20 protein-coding genes are annotated in these 20,504 nt (G+C 62.7%); 13 read left to right on the top strand and 7 right to left on the bottom strand.

All coding sequences use genetic code 11. The annotated features are described in order from the left end of the window. Positions 1 to 100: 100 nt before the first annotated feature. Both AAHE99_RS24610 and AAHE99_RS24605 read right to left on the bottom strand, forming a co-directional pair. Positions 101 to 511 carry a glycine zipper 2TM domain-containing protein gene (locus tag AAHE99_RS24610; RefSeq protein ID WP_342120389.1) on the bottom strand — a complete coding sequence of 137 codons (411 nt, stop codon included), beginning with the start codon at positions 509 to 511 and terminating at the stop codon, positions 101 to 103. A gap of 96 nt (positions 512 to 607) precedes the next feature. Continuing rightward, entirely contained in the window at positions 608 to 1,024 is a 417-nt protein-coding gene (locus tag AAHE99_RS24605; protein ID WP_342120386.1) for a hypothetical protein, read from the bottom strand. A 186-nt stretch (positions 1,025 to 1,210) separates the two neighbouring features. Between AAHE99_RS24605 and rpsP the strand changes: the two genes are divergently transcribed. The 4 genes from rpsP (at position 1,211) to rplS (ending at position 3,248) form a co-directional block, all read left to right on the top strand. Next, on the top strand, positions 1,211 to 1,456 hold the full coding sequence (gene rpsP / locus AAHE99_RS24600) for a 30S ribosomal protein S16 (protein ID WP_342120383.1): 246 nt from the start codon (positions 1,211 to 1,213) through the stop codon (positions 1,454 to 1,456). 8 nt (positions 1,457 to 1,464) lie between these two features. Then, the gene (gene rimM, locus AAHE99_RS24595; RefSeq protein ID WP_342120382.1) at positions 1,465 to 2,007 is read left to right on the top strand and encodes a ribosome maturation factor RimM; all 543 of its coding nucleotides are present in this window, start codon (positions 1,465 to 1,467) and stop codon (positions 2,005 to 2,007) included. Positions 2,008 to 2,021: 14 nt separating this feature from the next. Continuing rightward, positions 2,022 to 2,768, top strand: coding sequence for a tRNA (guanosine(37)-N1)-methyltransferase TrmD (trmD, locus tag AAHE99_RS24590; RefSeq protein WP_342120380.1), 747 nt, complete (start codon positions 2,022 to 2,024; stop codon positions 2,766 to 2,768). A 102-nt stretch (positions 2,769 to 2,870) separates the two neighbouring features. Further along, a complete protein-coding gene (gene rplS / locus AAHE99_RS24585) occupies positions 2,871 to 3,248 on the top strand; it encodes a 50S ribosomal protein L19 (RefSeq protein ID WP_161024641.1) in 378 nt (125 codons plus the stop codon). A gap of 52 nt (positions 3,249 to 3,300) precedes the next feature. Here rplS and AAHE99_RS24580 read toward each other — a convergent pair whose 3' ends face one another. After that, the gene (locus AAHE99_RS24580) at positions 3,301 to 4,314 is read right to left on the bottom strand and encodes a DUF4351 domain-containing protein (RefSeq protein WP_342120376.1); all 1,014 of its coding nucleotides are present in this window, start codon (positions 4,312 to 4,314) and stop codon (positions 3,301 to 3,303) included. Positions 4,315 to 4,402: 88 nt separating this feature from the next. Between AAHE99_RS24580 and AAHE99_RS24575 the strand changes: the two genes are divergently transcribed. The 5 genes from AAHE99_RS24575 (at position 4,403) to AAHE99_RS24555 (ending at position 9,991) form a co-directional block, all read left to right on the top strand. Beyond that, positions 4,403 to 5,065, top strand: a complete 663-nt coding sequence (locus AAHE99_RS24575) for a CoA pyrophosphatase (protein ID WP_342120374.1) — start codon at positions 4,403 to 4,405, stop codon at positions 5,063 to 5,065. 45 nt (positions 5,066 to 5,110) lie between these two features. Continuing rightward, a complete protein-coding gene (locus tag AAHE99_RS24570) occupies positions 5,111 to 6,070 on the top strand; it encodes a CobD/CbiB family protein (protein ID WP_342120373.1) in 960 nt (319 codons plus the stop codon). An 82-nt stretch (positions 6,071 to 6,152) separates the two neighbouring features. Next, positions 6,153 to 6,458, top strand: coding sequence for a DUF3579 domain-containing protein (locus AAHE99_RS24565; protein WP_342120370.1), 306 nt, complete (start codon positions 6,153 to 6,155; stop codon positions 6,456 to 6,458). A 42-nt stretch (positions 6,459 to 6,500) separates the two neighbouring features. Next, on the top strand, positions 6,501 to 9,194 hold the full coding sequence (locus tag AAHE99_RS24560) for a M16 family metallopeptidase (RefSeq protein ID WP_342120368.1): 2,694 nt from the start codon (positions 6,501 to 6,503) through the stop codon (positions 9,192 to 9,194). Continuing rightward, complete coding sequence (locus AAHE99_RS24555; RefSeq protein ID WP_342120366.1) at positions 9,194 to 9,991, top strand: lysozyme inhibitor LprI family protein; 798 nt, start codon at positions 9,194 to 9,196, stop codon at positions 9,989 to 9,991. Before AAHE99_RS24560 ends, AAHE99_RS24555 begins: the two co-directional genes overlap by 1 nt. A gap of 9 nt (positions 9,992 to 10,000) precedes the next feature. Here AAHE99_RS24555 and AAHE99_RS24550 read toward each other — a convergent pair whose 3' ends face one another. Then, positions 10,001 to 10,741, bottom strand: coding sequence for a GntR family transcriptional regulator (locus tag AAHE99_RS24550; protein ID WP_342120362.1), 741 nt, complete (start codon positions 10,739 to 10,741; stop codon positions 10,001 to 10,003). A 278-nt stretch (positions 10,742 to 11,019) separates the two neighbouring features. On the opposite strand from AAHE99_RS24550, the gene AAHE99_RS24545 reads away from it, so the two are divergent. From AAHE99_RS24545 to AAHE99_RS24530, 4 genes are read left to right on the top strand one after another with little or no spacing between them, the layout of a single operon-like run. Continuing rightward, positions 11,020 to 13,791 (top strand): TonB-dependent receptor, encoded by a 2,772-nt coding sequence (locus AAHE99_RS24545; RefSeq protein WP_342120359.1) that lies wholly within the window; start codon positions 11,020 to 11,022, stop codon positions 13,789 to 13,791. Between the two features lie 57 nt (positions 13,792 to 13,848). Then, on the top strand, positions 13,849 to 14,637 hold the full coding sequence (locus AAHE99_RS24540) for a cupin-like domain-containing protein (RefSeq protein WP_342120357.1): 789 nt from the start codon (positions 13,849 to 13,851) through the stop codon (positions 14,635 to 14,637). A gap of 3 nt (positions 14,638 to 14,640) precedes the next feature. Next, positions 14,641 to 15,612 carry a glycosyl hydrolase gene (locus AAHE99_RS24535; RefSeq protein ID WP_342120354.1) on the top strand — a complete coding sequence of 324 codons (972 nt, stop codon included), beginning with the start codon at positions 14,641 to 14,643 and terminating at the stop codon, positions 15,610 to 15,612. Next, entirely contained in the window at positions 15,609 to 16,673 is a 1,065-nt protein-coding gene (locus AAHE99_RS24530) for an acyltransferase family protein (protein WP_342120352.1), read from the top strand. The genes AAHE99_RS24535 and AAHE99_RS24530 overlap by 4 nt, the downstream gene beginning before the upstream one ends. 57 nt (positions 16,674 to 16,730) lie before the next feature. On the opposite strand, the gene AAHE99_RS24525 is transcribed toward AAHE99_RS24530, so the two are convergent. The 3 genes from AAHE99_RS24525 to AAHE99_RS24515 all read right to left on the bottom strand — a co-directional run bounded on the left by AAHE99_RS24525 (position 16,731) and on the right by AAHE99_RS24515 (position 20,501). Continuing rightward, complete coding sequence (locus AAHE99_RS24525; protein ID WP_342120350.1) at positions 16,731 to 18,017, bottom strand: tetratricopeptide repeat protein; 1,287 nt, start codon at positions 18,015 to 18,017, stop codon at positions 16,731 to 16,733. Between the two features lie 95 nt (positions 18,018 to 18,112). Next, positions 18,113 to 19,210, bottom strand: coding sequence for an ABC transporter ATP-binding protein (locus AAHE99_RS24520; RefSeq protein WP_342120348.1), 1,098 nt, complete (start codon positions 19,208 to 19,210; stop codon positions 18,113 to 18,115). 1 nt (position 19,211) lies between these two features. Beyond that, positions 19,212 to 20,501 carry an MFS transporter gene (locus AAHE99_RS24515; RefSeq protein WP_342120346.1) on the bottom strand — a complete coding sequence of 430 codons (1,290 nt, stop codon included), beginning with the start codon at positions 20,499 to 20,501 and terminating at the stop codon, positions 19,212 to 19,214. Positions 20,502 to 20,504 lie beyond the last annotated feature (3 nt).

Genomic DNA, 20,504 nt, shown 5'->3' with positions numbered 1-20,504 from the left:
CGGGGGGGTCCCCCCCCCGGGGTGTAAACCGTTATTAAACCGGCACTTGCGCCGGCCGGGGGGCCGGCGCGGGTATGGGATTACTGCTGTCGCGCAGGACTTAGATGCGGTTCAGTTGACCGTTCTCGCGCTTGACCTTGTCGCCATTGCGCAGATGCGGATCTTCCTTCAGCACGACGCTGCCGGACTTGCCGGTTTCGTACTTGACGGTCACGTGCCATTCCTTGACCTTGTTCATTTTGCCCTCGATCTTCTTGCCGGCGTAGGCGCCGCCAGCTGCACCGGCCACGGTGGCCAGGGTCTTGCCGGTGCCGCCGCCAACCTGGTGGCCCAGCAGGGCGCCAGCGACGCCGCCGGCTACCATGCCGGTCGCGCTGCCTTCGCCGTCTTTTTCAACGACCTTGATCGCGGTCACGGTGCCGCATTCGGCGCAAACCTTTTTCGGTTGTGCGTATGCGCCGGTAACCGTTACGGCCAGGATGGCTGGCAAGAGGAATTTAGTTAATTTCATTGTGTGCTCCTAAAACGGTTGTTGGTGACTGGAAGTATAGGTCAACAGTTGCCGTTTGGAATGCACAATTGTGACAAGACGTTGCGGCAGATCAGCTTAGCCGTAGACGCCGCCGGTGTAGAGCAGGTCGAACAGGCGGGCGATGGCGCCGATCAGGCCGAAGGCGCCGACCATCAGGGTCGCGACCAGGATCACGGCCAGTGGCCAGTTGGAGTTGGATTGCTTGCCGCTGCCGCTATTGAAAGTGGCATCCCATTTTTCGTCGGGCATCAGGCCCAGCACCAGCGCTTCCAGGAAGCCGACCAGCATCGACAGGATCAGGGGCAGCAGCAGGAAGTAGGGATCGGCTTTCGGCCAGGCGGCGAACACGGCGGCCACGCCCAGCAGGCTGGCGGCGTGCAGCCAGCCCCATTTGTCGGACACGCCGCGCAGATAGAAGCGGTGCAGGCCAATGCCGCCGGTGACGGAGGCGAGCAGGGTGGCGAAAGTTTTGTTCTTGTGTAAAACAGACATGATTGCAGCCGGAAAGTCCGAAAAACCGGCAGTATCTCACAACAAAGCTGTTGCCGCCGAGGCCAGAACGGGGGATAATCACGGACTGTCCAAATCCCCACCAATTTGATTAATCTTGCCGGTTGGAGTTAAAGCGCGCTATAATTTGCGGCTTTATCCGACTCAGCACTCTTTTTTGGAAATATTATGGTCGTTATTCGTCTGTCCCGTGGTGGCGCCAAGAAGCGTCCTTTCTACAACATCGTTGCTACCGATTCCCGCAATCGTCGTGACGGCCGTTTCGTAGAGCGTATCGGCTTCTTCAACCCAATGGCTACCGGCCAAGCAGAAACCTTCCGCGTTGCTGCTGACCGTCTGGCTTACTGGCAAGGCGTTGGCGCACAGCTGTCCCCAGCTGTTGCCAAGCTGGTTGCTACCCAGAAAGCTGCTTAATTTCAGCTTTGAGCAGCAAGACCGCATCTGGGGCGCAAGCCCCGGCTGACCTGGTTCAGGTTGGCTTTGTTTCCGGTGCCTATGGCATCACTGGCGGGGTCCGTGTCCGACCCTTCTCCTCCGAGGCAGATGCGCTGCTGCACGCCACCACCTGGTGGCTCGATAAGCCAAGCCTGCGTGACGTAGAAGTCAAGCGGGCTAAGCTGCATGGTGGCGACGTTGTTACCACCATCGTCGGTATGACGGACCGCAACGAGGCGGAAGCACTGAAAGGTGCCTCGGTCTTCGTGTCGCGTGCCGACTTCCCGCAGCTGCAAGAAGATGAATACTACTGGGGCGACTTGCTCGGCCTGGCGGTAGAGAATCTGCAGGGCGAAAGCCTTGGTACGGTGGGTGACATGATGAGCAATGGACCTCAGTCCATCCTGCGCGTCGAGTACGAAGCCGAAGGGAAGACGCAGGAGCGCCTGATCCCGTTTGTAAGCCAGTTTGTTATCAAGGTGGACAAGGACGCGAAGAAAATCATCGTGGACTGGGGCCTGGATTACTAATCCGGAACCGCACAATGCAATTCGACGTTATCACCCTGTTCCCTGAAATGTTCGCTGCCTTGACGCAGTCCGGCGTAACCCGCCGTGCGTTCGAGCAGAAGCGCTGGGGCCTGTCGCTGTGGAATCCGCGCGATTTCACCACCGACAACCACCGCACCGTGGATGACCGCCCTTACGGCGGCGGCCCGGGGATGGTGATGCTGGCCAAACCGCTGGAAGAAACGATCCAGGCTGCGAAGCAGCGCCAGGTCGTGTCCGGCCTGCCAACGCCGCGCGTGGTGTACATGTCGCCGCAAGGCAAGCAGCTGACGCACGAGCGCGTGATGCAGCTGAAGCAGGAGCCCGGTCTCGTCATCCTGTGCGGCCGGTATGAGGCGGTGGACCAGCGTTTGCTGGACCGTTGCGTCGATGAAGAAATCAGCCTCGGCGATTTCGTGCTGTCCGGCGGCGAACTGCCTGCCATGGCCCTGATGGATGCCGTGGTGCGCCAGCTGCCAGGCGTGCTGAATACCGATGCTTCCGCGGTCGAAGACTCGTTCGTCAACGGCTTGCTGGATTCGCCGCACTATACGCGGCCAGAGAATTACGAAGGCGTGAGCGTGCCCCCGGTCCTGATGGGCGGCAACCATGCTGAAATCGAGAAGTGGCGCCGTGAGCGCATGCTGGAGGCGACGGCGCGCAAGCGTCCCGACCTGCTGGTCAAGGCCCGCGAAGCTGGCCTGCTCTCGAAGAAGGATGAAAAGTTTTTGGCGGGTTTGTAAACCCGTTGTAGTACCGTGGCAGGCATGTTGCCTGCCGTGTTTAACCCCATCCTCTACCGGGCATCCTTGATCGCGCCGGCAAGATGGTTATAGGAGCATGAAATGAACCTGATCCAGCAACTGGAACAAGAAGAAATCGCTCGCCTGGGCAAGAACATCCCTGAGTTCGCCCCTGGTGACACCGTGGTCGTCAACGTGAACGTAGTTGAAGGCACCCGCAAGCGCGCCCAGGCTTACGAAGGCGTTGTGATCGCTCGCCGTAACCGCGGCCTGAACTCGAACTTCATCGTTCGTAAGATCTCGTCCGGCGAAGGCGTTGAGCGTACCTTCCAGCTGTACTCCCCGCTGATCGCTTCGATCGAAGTGAAACGCCGTGGTGACGTACGTCGCGCTAAGCTGTACTACCTGCGTGAGCGTTCGGGCAAGTCCGCACGTATCAAGGAAAAACTGCCGAACCGCAAAGCGGCTCCAGCAGCGTAATCGATACTTCGGTATTGGATTCGGAAAAAGGACACCTTCGGGTGTCCTTTTTTTACTTGAACACTTGCCGCAGCGATTGCGCTTCCAGCAGGGCGCCACTCCAGGCGACTAATTGTTCCAGATCAGCCTCGGCGAGTCTCTTCTTGACTGTCTGCGGCAGCGGGCCGAAGCGCAGCGTAAGCTGTTGCTCCAGAAGTAGTGCAGCACCTTCCTCGCGGCCTTCTTCGCGGCCTTCTTCGCGGCCTTCCTCGCGGCCTTCCTCGCGGCCCTCTTTGCGCCCTTGGTTCAGGACTCTTTGGCGCAATTTTTCCAGACGAATCTGGTCATATGGGTCAATCCACTCCATGTGACCGCTCCTTTCAAACTTGCGAACGGCCTGCCGGTAACGCAACTGTAGTGGCTCCGGCAAGGTCATCATCCAATTGATTACTTTGAATAGGATCATTATGCGCTTTTTGCCCCAACCGCGTTGCAGCAGTAGCTCCGTCAGATGCCATTTCGCTGAAAGGCGCTCTTCAGGGTTTTGTACGGTTTGCTGGGTGCGCAGATGGGCAACGGTGACCAGGGCGAAGGGGTTACGCGAGTTAAGGAGTTCTTCGCTCCGGCCTGCAAAGTCCAACAACTTGGCGGTCGCAAAAGTAATGCCCATCACTGTTCCCAACACGCAGTTGTGAAACGAGTCCTGGCGCCAGCTTGGCGAGTCGTCCGCCAGCAGGACAAGGCTCGCGACCGGTCGATTGAACTGCTCGAAAATGCGATAGTTATATTGCAGCACCCGGCGGGCCAATGACTCATCACGCTGAGCCTGGACTTCTATGTGCACCAGGATCCATTGCTCGCTACCGTCGTGCAGGTAAATTGCGACGAGTTTGTCGGCCAGGCGGCCTTCGGGCTGGTCGCCAAAGCCGACCTGGGCGAATTCCTTGTCGAGGAAGCGAGGACGCTTGGACCAGTCGATCTGTGCGGCCAGCTCCGGGAAATAGAAAGCCATGAACGCGCGGAAGCCGTGCGTCAGCGCGGTTTTCCAAGGAGAGTCGTAGTGGGCAGGATGGGTGCGTGTGGCCATTGGGGGAGTCTAGGCTTGCAGCCGGGTGGGCGCGTTGAGATGACGCAAGGGGCGTGCGCAGGGGAGGGCAGTTGGTACAATGCCGGGTATGGCCAAAACACCTTTCGATCCGACCCAACTTCCGATTGAAGCGATTGCCGGCGAAGCCGCCGTGCTGCTTGAGCGCCTGGCGCCCGACTGGCTGCGCCAGCGCTTTGCGGCGCCGCCCGAATGGACGCCGGAACCGTCCGAGCCCCCGCTTGGCTTGCACCGCGGTGCGCCGACGCCGGCTTCGGTGCTGGTGCCGCTGGTGCTGCGCGAGGATGGCCTGCGCCTGCTGCTGACAATGCGCACCGCGCACCTGAACGACCATGCGGGCCAGATCGCCTTCCCGGGCGGACGGGCCGAGCAGAGCGATGCCGATGCCATCGATACCGCATTGCGCGAAACGGCGGAGGAGATCGGCCTCGATCGGCGCCATATCGACGTGATCGGTACCTTGCCGCTGTACTACACCGGCACCGGCTATGCGGTGACGCCGGTGGTGGGCTTGGTCACGCCGCCGTTCGAGTTGCAGGCCGACCCGTTCGAGGTGGCGGAAATCTTCGAGGTGCCGTTCCACTTCCTGATGGATGGCGCCAACCACCAATTGCTGGCGGTCGATTTGCCGAACGGCCGGCGGCGCTTCTATGCAATGCCGTACCAAAACTATTTTATCTGGGGTGCAACGGCCGGCATGCTGCGCAACCTGTTTCATTTCTTGCGCGCATAAGCTATCGTAGCGGGCATTGTGGTATTGCTATTCAAAAGGATCTAGATGACTTTCCTCTCCATTCTCGTGGCCTTGCTGTTTGAACAACTGAAGCCCCTGCGCGCGGACAACCCGATCTGGGCGGAGTTCAAGCGCCTGGCCGTGCGCATGGAACAGTGGTTCAATGCTGGTCACGCGAGCCACGGTCGCATGGGCTGGTTCCTGCTGATCGGCGCGCTGACGCTGCCGGCCGGCCTGGTGTACTGGCTGCTGCTGCGCTATAACCTGCTGCTGGCGGCTTTCGCGTGGAATGTATTGATCGTCTACCTGACGCTGGGCTTCCGCCATTACAGCCATTACTTCACCTCGATCCAGCTGGCCCTGAACGCCGGCGACGAAAGCCAGGCCCGCACCCTGCTGGCCGAGTGGTGCAAGATCGATACCGTGGGCATGGAAGTCAGCGAGATTTCCCGTATCGCCGTGGAGAAGGCGCTGGTCACCACCCACCGCAACGTGTTCGGCGTGTTCTTCTGGTTCCTGATGCCGCTTGGTCCTTGCGGCGCCATCCTGTACCGCGTGGCCGAATACCTGGCGCGCGCCTGGAATGAGCCGGAGCATATGCGCCAGGAAGCCTTCGGCGAATTCGCTGCCAAGGCCTTCTATTGGATCGACTGGATCCCGGCCCGCCTGACCGCCGTGGCCTTCGCCGTGGTCGGCAATTTCGAAGACGCGATCTACGCCTGGCGTAATTTCGCCCACCGCTGGAAGGATGAAGCGATCGGCATCATCCTGTCGGCCGGCGGCGGCGCCATGGGCGTGCGCCTGGGGACCCCGAATGAAAACGCGGCCAAGATCATCCCTTCCGATGCGGCGACTGTCGATATCAGCGATATGGAAGTGGACCAGCTGCCGGGCGATGAGCCGGGCGTGCGCGCCCTGCAAAGCACGGTCGGCCTGGTCTGGCGTGCGTTGCTGCTGTGGATGATGTTGCTGCTTCTGCTGTCCGGGGCTGTCTGGCTGGGCTAAAATGGCCTGAAGCCGGAACCCCGCTCAGGTCTTCTATAAGATATAATACTGGGGTTCCTTACAGCAACTTGGATTCCGGTATATGGCCAGCGAGTTTTTCATTCTTGGGCTGACGACCGACGGCAAGCAATTCCGTCCCAGCGACTGGGCGGAACGACTGGCCGGTGTGCTGTCGTGCTTTCGCCCGGAAGGCTCCGGCGGCCGCCATGCCCACCTCCAGTTCTCGCCCTACGTCACCCCGACCGTCGTCAACGGCGTGAAAGCCGTTGTAGTCAACGAGGGGCTGCGCGACCTGCAGCCGATGGCCTACAACTTCGTCAAGGAATTCGCCAAGGATAACAAGCTGCAGGTGGTGGAAGCCTGCCTCCTACCTGACGAAAAGGCCTGAGTTGGCGTAGCATAGGTGTTTTGCCAACATGAGCAGGACGCCATGCAAATCCGCTATGTCGCAGCGCTGCTGCTGACCGCATCTTCTTCCTTCGCGCAGACCCTGCCAGCTGGGGTCTCCAAAGGGCCTTCGATCGAAGGCATCACCGAATACCGCCTGCCCAACGGGCTCAAAGTCCTGCTGTTCCCCGATGCGTCCAAGCCGACCGTCACCGTCAACGTGACCTACCTGGTGGGCTCGCGCCATGAGAACTATGGCGAGACCGGCATGGCGCATTTGCTGGAGCACCTGCTGTTCAAAGGCTCGCCGCGCCACCGCAATATCCCGCAGCAGTTCTCCGAGCGCGGAATGGACTATAACGGCACCACTTCCCTCGACCGCACCAACTACTACGAGGTGTTCCAGGCCAGCCCGGAAAACCTGAAGTGGGCGCTGGATATGGAAGCCGAGCGCATGACCAAATCCTTCATCGCGAAGAAGGACCTGGATTCCGAAATGACCGTGGTGCGCAACGAGTACGAGAGCGGCGAGAACAGTCCGTTCGAGGTGCTGTACAAGCGCATGGAGAGCATCGCCTACGACTGGCACAGCTACGGCCGCTCCACCATCGGCAACCGCAGCGACATCGAGAACGTCAAGATCGAGAACCTGCAGGCCTTCTACCGCACCTACTACCAGCCGGACAACGCGGTGCTGCTGGTGGCGGGCAAGTTCGACCCGTCGCAGACGCTGGCGTGGATCAGCAAGACGTTCGGCGTCATCCCCAAGCCCAAGCGCGTGCTGCCGAAGTTCTGGACCGTGGAACCGGCCCAGGACGGCGAGCGCCAGTACGTGGTGCGCCGCAAGGGCGACGTGCAGATCGTGCTGGTGGGGTACAAGATCCCATCCGGCCTGCATGCCGATGCCGATCCGCTGGCCTTCATGAACCAGGTGCTGGGCGATACGCCGAACGGCCGCCTGCACAAGCAGCTGGTGGAAAGCGGCAAGGCGGCGCAGGTATTCGCTTTCAGCCAGCCGGGGTTCGCACCAAGCCTGCAAGTGTTCGGCGCGGTGGTGAAAATGGGGCAGCCGGTGGCGCCGGTGCGCGATGAGCTGATTGCGGCGGTGGAGGGCTTTGCCAAGTCCGCACCGAGCGATGAGGAAATGGAGCGCACCCGCCGCGAGTACAGCAACGGCATCGAGAAGGCGCTGAACAATCCGCAGCAGGTGGGCGTGGCGCTGAGCGAGCATATCGCGCTGGGCGACTGGCGCCTGCTGTTCCAGGGGCGTGACGGCCTGGGCGCGATCACCTCGGCGCAGGTGGCGGAAGCGGCAGGACGCTACCTGAAGCGCGATAACCGTGTGGTGGGCACCTTCGTTCCGGACGATGCGCCGCAGCGTGCCGAAATCGGTGCAGCGCCGACGGCGGCGGAACTGCTGAAAGACTACAAGGGCAAGGCTGCTGGCCTGACGTCGGAAGTCTTCGATCCGAGCCAGGACAACATCATGGCGCGCACCGAGCTGAAAGAGCTGGGCGGCATCAAGCTGGCGCTGCTGTCGAAGCGTAACCGCGGCGAAACCGTGGCGGTGGACTTGCGCCTGCACTGGGGCGATGAGAAGAACCAGTTCGGCCAGCAGATCGTGGCCGCGGCCACCGATCAGATGCTGGCGCGCGGCACCAGCAAATACACGCGCGCGCAGCTGGCCGACGCGATGTCGAAGCTGAAGATGTCGGGCGGCTTGTACCACTTCGAAACCACGCGCGAACACCTGGCCGCGGCGCTGCGCCTGCAGGCGCATGTGCTGAAGGAGCCGTCGTTCCCGGCGACGGAATTCGAGCAGATGCGCCAGCAGTGGATCGTCGGCATGGAGGCTTCGCGCAATGATCCGCAAGCCATGGCGGGCCGTGCGTTGGCGGAGTATTTCAACCACTGGCCGAAGGGCGACCCGCGCTACGTGATGTCGCTCGATGAGCAGCTGGACGCGGTCAAGGCGCTCAAGCTGGAGGACTTGAAGGCTTACCACGCGGCTTTCTACGGCGCCTCGCATGCCGAGTTGTCGGTGGTGGGCGATTTCGACAAGGCTGAACTGCTCAAGGTGGCGGGCGAGGAACTGGCTGGCTGGCAAAGCAAGTCGGCCTATGCGCCCGTGCTTGACAAGCATATCGACAAGGCGCCGACCCGCATTACGCTGGATACGCCGGACAAGGAGAATGGCATGTACGCGGCGCGCGTGAACATCGCCATGCGCACCGACCATCCAGACTACGCGGCGCTGGACCTGGCCAACTTCATCTTCGGCAGCGGCGGCCTGAAATCGCGCCTGATGGACCGCATCCGCCAGAAGGATGGGCTGTCCTACGGCGGCGCATCGTCGCTCGACGCCGGCGACCGCGACGATGCCGGCGGCTTCACCATCGAAGCGATTGCCGCGCCGCAGAATATGGCCAAACTGGAGGCGGCCATCCGTCAGGAACTGGAGCGCGCCGTCAAGAATGGCTTTACCGCAGCGGAGGTGGCGGGCGCCAAGTCCGGCCTGATGCAGCAGCGCGTGCAGAACCGCTCGAAAGACGACGTGGTGGCCAGCGCCTGGTCGCGCTTCCGCTACCTGGACCGCACCTTCTTGTGGAGCAAGGAGTATGAGGCGAAGCTGAGAGCGCTGACGGCGGAGCAGGTCAGCGCAGCCTTCCGCAAGCATGTCGACCCGGCCAGGCTGGCGGTGGTGATCGCCGCCGATGCATCCAAGGCCAAGCGTTGATGCGCTGGCTGGCTTTCGTCGTTAGCGCGGCGCTGGCTGGCAGCGCGCTGGCCGGGCCGGCGGCCTGGCCGCTGTCGTACCAGGGAGCTTCGACCAACCGCTTTATCTGGGACAAGCGCACCAGGGCTCTAGTGCAGCGTACCGTACCCGCAGCCCTGGCCGGCGATGTGCTGGACGGGCTGGGTGGCCCGCCCGATCCGGTGCAGGTTGAGGGCGGGCGCTACTTCGTGGCCTCAGCCTGTGTGGCGCACATGTGCGACGTCAAGGGCATGTACTGGTACGACATCCAGCGCGGCGCGGGGCTGGGCGCCAGCTACGATGGCAGCACGCTGTGGTTAGGCTCAAACAACCTGCAAGCGGCCAGCCTGCCGGCCGCGGCGCGCCACGCGGTGCGCAATTGGCTCGCGGATCAGGGCCTGCAACCGTCTGCAGTATGGTTCGTGGCAAAGGAGGGCAAGCAAACCGCACTAGCGCGCGAGCAGTTCGTGCCGCCGATGCGTTTCGAGCCGCCGCCCGGCGGCCCGTCGTTTGACTGCGCCCAGGCCGTAACGCGCACCGAACAGGTTATCTGCACCACGCCAGGCCTCGCGCAGCGCGACCTTGAGCTGGCGCAGTTGGTGCGCGAAATGCGTCACGGCGTGGCGACTGCGGGGGCGCAGCAGCAATTGCGCGACCTGCAGCGCAGCTGGCTGAAACAGCGCGATGTGGAATGCGCTGCGGCGGTTGGCATTGCAACCTGCCTGGAAGGGCAATACGCGGCGCAGCTGCAGCGTTTGCGGAACTGGCTGCCGCGCTAAGCCTGGGCGTCAGGGCGTACTGAGTTCCGCCACGAAGTCGTACATATCGCCGCGGAAGATCGAACGGCAGAATTCCACTGCGCGGCCGTCGCGCAGGAAACCGAGGCGTTCAACGGCCAGGCCGGCATCGCCTTCCTTCGCCTGCAGCAGGCGCGCTTGCTCGCCTGTCAGCAGCAGGGCGGACAGGCGCTGCAAGGCGCGCACGGGACGGTGGCCGGCCGCTTCCAGCGCTTCATACATCGACACATCCACCGCTTCCAGCGAGGGCAGGGCATTGGCCACGATGGTGGCGTATTCCACGCACATCGGCACATCGTCGGCGAAGCGGATGCGGTGGTAGCGGTAGACCGGCGCGCCCGGGCTTAAGCGCAGGCGCAGCGCTTCTTCCGGCGTCACGGTGCCTTCCGACTTCTTCAGCCACACGCTGCGCGGCGTGCGCCCGCGCGAACGCATGTCTTCCGAGAAGGAAGTCAGCTTGGCGAAATTCTTTTCAATGCGGGTGTTGATGAAGTTGCCCGAGCCGGGGCGGCGCACCAGCAAGCCTTCTTCCACCAGGCCGTCGATGGCCTTGCGCACGGTAATGCGGGAGACGTTCAGGTCGGCCGCCAGGATGCGTTCGGCGGGCAGGGCCTCGTCGGGGCCATACAGGTGGGAGTTGATCGCCTCGCGCAAGGCGCGTTGCAGCAACTGGTACAGCGGTTGGCTACTGGTCTGCACCAGTTCTTCCATGATCTGCGCGAGCGTTGTCATCTGGTCTCCCGTTGTGTGCGGCCGATAATACCAAAAAAAGACCTTATGACCAGAGGTATGCATTGCGCAAAATCAACGCTCCCTATGAGGTAGCGCTAACAATGGCAAGTTTTGGTCAAAGTGGTATGTATTTTCAGTACAACATATGAAAAAAATATGAAAATTGGTAGTGTTCTGGTATTCAAACGGGGTATATTGGCGCTCGATTGGTTTTGTAGTGGAGTAGATTTTTAAGTTGAGACCGGATCAGTTAAAGATCCAAACCATTGGGGGAGTAAATGAAACAACATCAGCAAGCAGCTAAACCGCGCAACCTTACCGTCCTGACGCCGATCGCGACCGCGACCGCCGTGCTGGCACTGGGCCTGGCATCGCCAGCCTTCGCGCAGCAGGAAGCCAAAGAAGGCGACAACGTGGTGGTCGTAACTGGTATTCGCGGTTCGCTGCAGCAGTCGCTGTCGGTCAAACGCAATGCCGCCGCCAACATCGAGGTGGTCACCGCCGAAGACGTGGGCAAGATGCCGGACAAGAACGTAGCGGACTCGCTGCAGCGTCTGCCGGGCGTGAACATTTCCACCTCGGCCGCCGGCTCCGGTGGCTTCGACGAGAACGACCGTGTCAGTCTGCGCGGCACCGCGCCTTCGCTGACCCAGACCACCATCAACGGCCACTCGCTGTCGTCCGGCGACTGGTTCGTGCTGGACCAGGTGGGCGGCGCCGTGGGCCGTACCGCTTCGTACTCCCTGCTGCCTTCCGAAATCGTAGGCCAGGTTGTCGTGCGCAAGTCGCCGACCGCTGACCTGGTGGAAGGCGGCGCCGCTGGTACCGTCGACATCATCACCCGCAAGCCGCTGGACTTCAAGGAGCCGCTGGTGCTGGAAGGCTCCGTGCAGGCCGTGCATTCGACCCTGGCCGGCAAGACCGATCCGCAAATCTCCCTGCTGGCCAACTGGAAGAACGACACCGGCACCCTGGGCGCCCTGGTGCAGATATTCTCGGAAAAGCGCAGCCTGCGCCGCGATGGCCAGGAACTGCTGCAGTGGACGCAAATCTCCCCGACCAGCGACCTGGCCAAGGCCAAGCCTGACCTGGCCAATGTCTGGTACCCACGCCTGATCGGCTCCTCCCTGTTCGAGCAGGAGCGCGAGCGCAAGGGTGGCAGCGTGAGCGTGCAGCTGAAGCCTAGCCGCGACTTCTCCCTGGAAGCGACCTACTTCAACTCCAAGCTGAATGCCTCCAACTACAACCGCAACTATATGACCGACATGGCCGCCAACGGCGCCATCGGCGGCAATGTGGTGCCGGATTCGTACACCGTGCACAATGGCACCCTGACTTCGGTGGTGTACTCGAACAAAGGCACCGCTGCCAACCCGCTGCGTTACGGTATCGTCGACGACATCGTGCGCGAAGGCGCTTTCGCGAAATCCCAGTTCGGCGATATTGCTGGTAAATGGCGTCCTAGCAACGACCTGACCATCAGCGGCTCGATCGGCAAGACCAAGGGCACCGGCGAAACCCCATCCCAGGGCGTGTACGAAGGTGACGTGAACAATTCCGGCGTGATGTACCAGCTGAACGGCATGGGTTCCCCAGCCACCGTGAAGTTCCCGAGCATCGACACTTCCAAGTTCACCGGCACCATCCTGGACTGGGTGTTCGGCTATAGCCCGGCTACCACTTCGGATGAAGAGACCTACGGCCAGCTGGATGCCGCCTTCAAGCTGGAAGCCGGCCCGCTGCGTGAGATCAAGTTCGGTGTGCGCGGCACCAACCACAAGCGCAGCAACTTCGCGGTGGCGCAAGGCCCGAACTGGTCCAACACCGAACCTGGCACCGCCAACACCAACCCGGCATGGAACGGCACCACCTATCCAGGCGATTTCGGCAAGGACCTGGGCGGCGACTTCCCGCGCAACGTATGGCAGCTGGACCGCTCGATCCTGAACGAGTGGGGCAATGTGCACTCGAACCGCAGCAAGGACCGCACCTACTATCCGGACATGTTCAACCTGACCGAGAAGACCAAAGCGGTCTACGCGATGGGTGAGTTCGAAGGCGAAAACTGGAGCGGCAATGCCGGCGTGCGTATCGTGCGCACCGAAGGCGAGTCGAACGGCTACCAGATCCTGCCTAACCAGCTGCCGGGCCAGAACCTGCCGGCCTTCCCATGGGGCGGTTTCGTGCAGCAGACCCGTATCGAGAACAACGGTACCGAAGTCCTGCCTAGCGCTAACCTGCGCTTCGACGTAGCCAAGGATGTGGTGGCGCGCTTCGGCATCTCCCGCACCATGACCCGTCCTGACTTCGGCGCCCTGGGCGGCACCGTGTCGCTGACCGACGAAACCCACACCGGCAACGGCGGTAACGCGGCACTGAAGCCAACCAAGTCGAACAACATCGACGCGACCCTGCAGTGGTACTTCGCTCCGCGCGCCCTGGCGTCGGTTGGCGTGTTCTACATGGGCCTGAAGGACTACGTGGGCTACGGCACCAGCCGCGGCACCTTCATCGACAGCCGCGCTTCGCAGCAAAGCGGCAAGCCCGTGTTCGCGGAATACGTGATCACTTCGCCGACCAACGTCGATGCTGACGTGAAGGGCCTGGAAGTGAACCTGCAGATGCCTCTGGGTTCGGGCTTCGGCTGGGATGCGAACGTGACCCTGGCCGATTCGAAGCAGAAGTTCGGCTCCTGCCCGCATACCCAGACCAGTACTTCGGCCAGCCCTTGCGATATGCTGGGCGCATCGAAGACCACTGCCAACGTTGGCGCGTTCTATGAGAACGACAAGTTCAACGTGCGTCTGAGCTACGCATGGCGTTCGGACTTCCTGGCTGCCCAGGACCGTGGCACGCCGCTGTACATGGCTGCCATCGGCCAGCTGTCGGCGTCGTTCAACTATTCGATCACCAAGAACCTGGTCTTCACCTTCAGCGGCCAGAACCTGAATGATCCGATCCTGAAGAACTACGTCTACAATAAAGACCAGCCAGCGCGCTTCTACGCCAACGGCGTGCAGTACTACGCGGGCCTGCGCTTCAAGTATTGATTGCTTGATGTGGACCGGAACCCCGCTGCGGCGGGGTTTTTTCATGAGGAGGAGGCAATGCGCTTTCAGGAAGAAGTCGTGGCCCGGCACCAGCCGGCGGTCCTGCGCGGACTGGTACGCGACTGGGCTGCCGTGCAGGCGGCTGGGCAGGGCCCGGAAGCGCTGTGCGCCTATCTGCTGCAGTTCGACCGCGGCGGCGCCTGCGATGCGGTGCTGATGCCGCCGGAGGCGCAGGGGCGGCTGTTCTATACGCCGGATATGCAGGGTTTCAATTTCGTGCGCAGCAAGCGTACCGTGTCGCAGGTGATCGAGCAGGTGGCGCGCTATTCGCAGTTTGCCAGCGCGCCGGCGGTGGCGATGCAAAGCGCGCTGCTGGACGAGTGCCTGCCGGGCTTTGCGGCTGCCAATCCGCAGCCCTTGCTGCCGGCTGACGTGCGGCCCCGGCTCTGGCTGGGCAACGAGGTGGTGACCCCGGCGCATTTCGATGAGTCGCACAACCTGGCTTGCGTGGTCAGCGGGCGGCGCCGTTTTACGCTGTTCCCGCCGGAGCAGGCGGCCAACCTGTATATCGGGCCGCTGGACTTTGCGCCGACGCCGACGCCTATCAGCCTGGTGTCGTTCCGCGCGCCGGATTACGAGCGGTTCCCGCGCTTCCGCGAAGCCTTGCAGCACGCGGTGGTGGTTGAACTGGAGCCGGGCGACGCGCTGTACCTTCCTCCGTTCTGGTGGCATCACGTGGAATCGATCGGGGTGCTTAATGTGATGGTCAATTATTGGTGGAGCGCGCCGGCCGCGCCGGGCCTGGACAAGGCTTTCGTGCTGGCGCTGGCTACCCAGGGAGAGTAGGGCATGAAAAGATTGATGCTGGCGGCGTTGCTTGCCGCCGCAAGCTGTGCGGCTGTCGCTGCGCCGCGCGCGGCCTTTGGGCCGTACCAGTTCTTCGGCCTGGCGCCGGCCGGCACCGTGGTGCGCGCCAGTTCCATGGCACCGGATGGCGCGCCGCTGGCGGCGGGCACGGTACTGACCTGGGCGTTTGCGACCGGCGAGTGCGGTGAGGAAGTATGGCCGGGCAAGGTGCCGGGGCAGGCGGTGGCGGAGGCCAATGTGGCCAGTGCGGCGAACGATTACATCATCTCCACCGGTGGGCAGGGCGGCGTCTTCACCTGCGCCAGCGATGCGGGCATGGAGCGCTTCGTGGCGCGCTATATGTCGCCGCGCCTGGTAGGCTTTGATTTCGATATCGAGGCGGGGCAGAGCGCGGCTCAGATCGCATCGCTGATGCAGCGGGTGCGCCATGTGCAGCGCAAGTACCCCCAGCTGCGCTACAGCTTCACCGTGGCGACCCATGCGGCGTCGGACGGCACCAATAAGAGCCTGAACAAGACTGGCGAGACGGTGCTGGCCGCATTGCGCCGGCATGGCGTGCAGGATTTCGTGTTGAATCTGATGGTGATGGATTATGGTCCGGCCAGCGCCAAGGTGTGCGTGGTGCGGGGCGGCCGCTGCGACATGGGAGCATCGGCCGTGCAGGCGGCGCGCAATGTGGAGCGCAAGTATAAGCTGCCGCTGGCGCAGATCGCGCTGACGCCGATGATTGGCGTGAATGACGTGATCGAAAATGTCTATACCGTGAGCGATGCCCAGCTCAACGCCGAAGCGGTGCAACGGCTTGGCATGGCGGGGCTGCATTTCTGGTCGCTGGACCGCGATAAGCCGTGCAGCCAGCCGCTCACCGGGGCGGACGGCAACTGCAGCACCATGCCGGACGTGCCGCCGGCTGCTTACCACCGCGCCATGCTCCCCGGCGGGTCCGCGCGATGAGCGCTAGCCGCTACCAATCGCTGGATGTGCTGCGCGGCCTGACCGTCGCACTGATGATCGTGGTGAACACCCCCGGCAGTTGGAGCCACGTCTACGCGCCGCTGCTGCACGCGCCGTGGCATGGCTTCACGCCGACCGATTGGGTGTTCCCCAGCTTCCTGTTCGTGGTCGGCAATGCGCTGGCATTCACTTTGCCGCGCTACGAAGGCATGGGTGAACGTGCCGTGCTGGCCAAGATCGGCAAGCGCAGCGCCGCCATCGTCGCGCTTGGGCTGATGCTGATGCTGCTGCCCAAGCTGGGTGGCCCGCTCAGCGAAGTCCGCATCCCCGGCGTGCTGCAGCGCATTGGCCTGTGCTTCGGCATCGGTGCGCTGGTGCTGCATTACCTGGGCGCGCGCGGTGCGCTGGTGTTCAGCGTGCTGGCTCTGCTTGGCCACTGGCTGGTGCTGGCACTGTTCGGCGATTACACCCTGGAGGGCAATATCGGCCGCGCGATCGACCTCTCGCTGTTCGGCGCCGGACATATGTACAAAGGGGAAGGCATCCCCTTTGATCCCGAGGGCCTGCTCGGTACCTTGCCTGCGGTCGTCAATGTCATTGCCGGCTACTTCGCCGGCAGCTACCTGCGCCAGCACGGCGCCACGCCTCGCGCGCTGGCCACGCTGGCAACGGCGGGCGTCGTGTTGTCGGTGCTGGCGCTTGGCTGGTCGCCGCTGCTGCCGATCAATAAGAAGCTGTGGACCGGCAGCTATGTGCTGCTTTCGACCGGCACCGCGCTGCTGGTGCTGGTCGCCCTGGCATGGGTGATCGAAGTGCGCGGTGCGCGCGGCTGGACGTACTTCTTTGAAGTATTCGGCAGGAACACGCTGTTCATCTACGTGCTATCGCAAGTGGCCGTCGTTGCGATGCGAAAGGGCGGTGCACTGGAGCGGCTGGCCGCTGCGGTACAGGCGGCGGCCAATCCGAAGGCCGCCTCGCTGGCGTTCGCACTGGCGTTCACGCTGGCCTGCTGGCTGGTCGGCTACCTGCTCGACCGCAAACGCATCTATATCAAGGTATAAAAAAAGCGGGAAGGGCCCGAAGGCCGTTCCCGCTTTTTGCTTTCGCGAGGGCGCGGATTACTTGTCGTCGCCCACGGTCGCGTCGTATGGACGGTTAACCCACAGAATCCAGTAGCGCGCCAGGTCGGCACGGCCGTCGGCGCCTTGCACCGATTCCAGGGTCTTGATCGCCTCTTCCTTCTTGCCGGCCATCGCATAGGAGTAGCCCAGGCGCAGCTTGGCGTCTTCCGCGTTCTTCAGGCCGCCCTTGGCGATACCGTCCTGGATCAGCGCGATGCCTTTGTCGTACTGGCCCATGGTCACAAACGCGTAACCCAGGTTGACCAGGCCGGTGCCGTTCTTGGCCTTGCGTGCTGCCGCTTCCGAAGCAACGATGCCCTTGGTGTCGTCGGCAGCCTGCTTGTCCAGCTGGGCCTTGAGCTTCTTGACCTTGTCGGTCATCTTCACAGCGCCGTTGGCGATACCCGCGTCCAGCACTGCCTTGCCTTCGATGAACTGGCCTTCCAGCTGGTCGATTTCAGCCAGCTCCAGGTAGTCGTTCTCGTCCATCTTGGTGGTGGCGACCTTCTGCAGGCGCACGATGTCGGCCGAGAAGCGGTTCGAGTAATTCTCTTTGCCGCGGGTGCGGTACAGCATGTCCGACCAGTATTGGTCGCGTGGGTGCCAGCGCACCAGCGCTTCCAGCGCGGTCAGGTAGGTGTTCTTGTCTTTCAGGCGGTTCGACGCGTCGGCCAGCATGTGCAGCTCTTCGCGGGTCAGCGGCTGGTTGTTCTTGATGCCGTCTTCCAGCTTCTTCATCAGGTCAGCCTGGACGCCTTTGTGGTCGCCCGATTCAAAGCGGATCTGCATGATCTGGCGCGGCACTTTCGGGTCGTTGGTCAGTTGGCCGTACTTGGTCAGGTACTCGATAACCTTGGGCCAGTTCTTGTCTTCCTGGTAGTAGCCAGCCAGCGCCTGGGTGAACTTGGCCTGTTCGTCTTTTTCCAGACGGCCGGAGTTAACCACATAGGTCAGCATTTCCATCAGCTTCGGCTTGTCGTTGGTGCCGAAAGCCACGGCCAGGCGCATACGGTTGATGATGTACTGTTCGAACGGGGTCTTGTTCGCCATGGCGTCAGCTTCCGCCAGCAGGGCGTTCACTTCAGCGTATTTTTTCGCTTCCAGCAGCGGGCCCAGGACTTTACTGTCCAGCAGCTTGTACATCTCTTTACGCACAGTCTCCTGCTGCGCGCCGGCGATGGCCTGTTTGTCTTGCGCGTGGGCAGTCTGGACCAGAGCCGGGGCAGCGCCCAGGCCGATGGCTGCCAGCAGCAGGCCGATACGTGCGAAACGGTGTTGGGTCATGGTAGGTGATCCTTCTTGTGGTTGAGGCAAACTTCTATTCTCCCATAATTTCGTCATGGGACCGGATTTCTGAAGTAGCCAATTGTAACGATTTCTCACGGCCGCGCGAAAGCCTTGCCATCGGTACCGAACAGCAGGCAGCGCTCGGGCGGCAGGAACAGGGTTGCCGCCGCGCCAGGGGCGGGCGCCGCTGCTTCCGGGGCCAGCTTGACCGCCAGCGGCCCGCCCATGCCGGGAAGGTGGGCATAAACAATTGACTGGTCGCCAAGATATTCCACGTGGCTGACCGCGGCTTCGGCCGCATTGTATGCCTCCTGGCGCAGTTGCAGGTGTTCCGGACGCACGCCAAGCGTGACGAGGGCGCCGCGCTGCAGGTCGCCCGGCAGGACGGCCGCTTCGATGATGGCGCCGCCCGGCAGCAGCAGCGCAGCATGGCTGGCGCCCAGCGCCACCACTTCGGCGGGGATGAAATTCATGCGCGGCGAACCGAGAAAGCCGGCCACGAACAGGTTGGCCGGTGCGTTGTACAGCTCCTGCGGCGGGCCGGCCTGCTCGATGCGGCCGCCGTTGAAGACCACGATGCGCTGGCCCAGCGTCATCGCCTCCACCTGGTCGTGGGTGACATAGATGGTGGTGGTGCCGAGCTCCTTGTGCAGGCGGCCGATTTCCAGCCGCATTTGCACGCGCAGGCCGGCGTCCAGGTTGGACAGCGGCTCGTCGAACAGGAACAGCTGGGGCTTGCGCACGATGGCCCGGCCGATGGCCACGCGCTGGCGCTGGCCGCCGGAGAGCTCCTTGGGTTTGCGCTCCAGCAAGTGGTCGATCTGCAGGGTGGCGGCGGTGCGCTGGACGGCTGCGCGTACTTCCGCCGCCGGCGTGCCGGCCAGTTTCAGGCCGAAGGCCATGTTCTCGAACACCGACATATGCGGGTACAGCGCATAGGACTGGAACACCATGGCCAGGCCGCGCTGGGCGGGCGGCACCTGGTTGGCCAGCTTGCCGCCGATGTGCAGCTCGCCGTCCGTGATCTCTTCCAGCCCGGCGATCATGCGCAGCAGGGTGGATTTGCCGCAGCCGGAGGGGCCCACGAAGACGGTGAACTCGCCATCCGCGATATCAAGGTCGATGCCGCGGATGACGGGCGGGTTCTCGCCGTATCGCTTGGCGATGCCGCGCAGGGAAACCGCCGCCATCTCAGGCGGCTTCCGGCACGGTGTCACCCGCCGCCTTGTCGCGCGGCTCCATCGGGATGAACTGCGACAGGATGGCGACCGGGATGGCGGCGATCAGCACCCATACGAAGAAGTTCTTATAGCCCAGGGCCATCTGGATATCGCCGCTGATCCAGCGGAACAGCACGAAGCCCAGCTGCATGACGCCGGTGGAGAAGGCATAGTGCGCCGTGGTGTATTTGCCCGGTGCGACCACCTGCATCATGTACAGGATCACGCCGACGAAGCCGAAACCATAGCCGAACATTTCCACGCCGAGCGCGATGCCGATCAGGGTGAGGTCGGTCGGCAGGGCGTGCGACAGGTAATAGAACACCAGGTTTGGCAGATTGACCGCCAGGATCAGGAACAGGATGGCGCGGCGCAGCGAGAGCCAGGAGGTGAAATAGCCGCCGGCGATGGAGCCGACGATAAAGGCGATGGTGCCGGTGGTGCCGTAGACCGCGCCCACTTCCGAGGTGGTCAGGCCCAGGCCGCCCAGTTCGCGCGCCTCGCGCAGGAACAGCGGGCCGATGGTCTGGACCTGCGCCTCGCCGGCGCGGAACAGGATGATGAACAGGATCGAAACCCAGATGCCCGGTTTGCGGAAGTAGTCGACGATGACTTCGCCCAGCGTGCGCACCACGGCAGCGGCGCTATGGTCTTGCATGCGCGGATTGGCGCTGAGGGGCAGCGACCAGAAGTTGTAGCCGCCCAGCGCGCACATGGTCAGGCCGATGATGCCGAAAATGACGGTCCAGGCGGAAGTCACGCCGTAGGTTTTCTCCAGGTAGCCCGCCAGCGTCAGCAAGCCGCCCTGCGCCAGCAGGCGGCCGGCATTGAAGAAGGTGCCGGTCCAGCCGGCGTATTGTGCCTGTTCTTTTTTGGACAGGCTGGCGATATACAGCCCGTCGCAGGAAATATCATGGGTGGCGGAGGCGATCGACGCCAGGAACAGCACCGCCACGCTGGCGCTTAGCCAGAATGGAAATTGCAGCGCCAGGGCAACCAGGCCAAGGCACACGCCGCCGAACAGCTGCAGGCTGACCACTACCAGCTTCTTGCTGGAGGCCAGCTCCAGGAAGGGGCTCCACAAGGGCTTGAAAATCCATGCGCCGCCGAGGAAGGCCAGCCAGTGGCTGATTTCCGCGTTCGACATGTTCATACTTTTCATCATCTGGCCAAAGACCAGGGCAATGGCGAAGTAGGGTAGGCCCTGCGCCAGATACAGGCTGGGAATCCACTTCAAAGGGGAGCTGCGTGCGGCGTCCATCGT

It is taken from the genome of Pseudoduganella sp. OTU4001, from assembly GCF_038440195.1.
In the GTDB taxonomy this organism is placed as follows: Bacteria; Pseudomonadota; Gammaproteobacteria; order Burkholderiales; family Burkholderiaceae_D; genus Rugamonas.
This window is presented reverse-complemented; position numbering and strand designations above follow the sequence as displayed.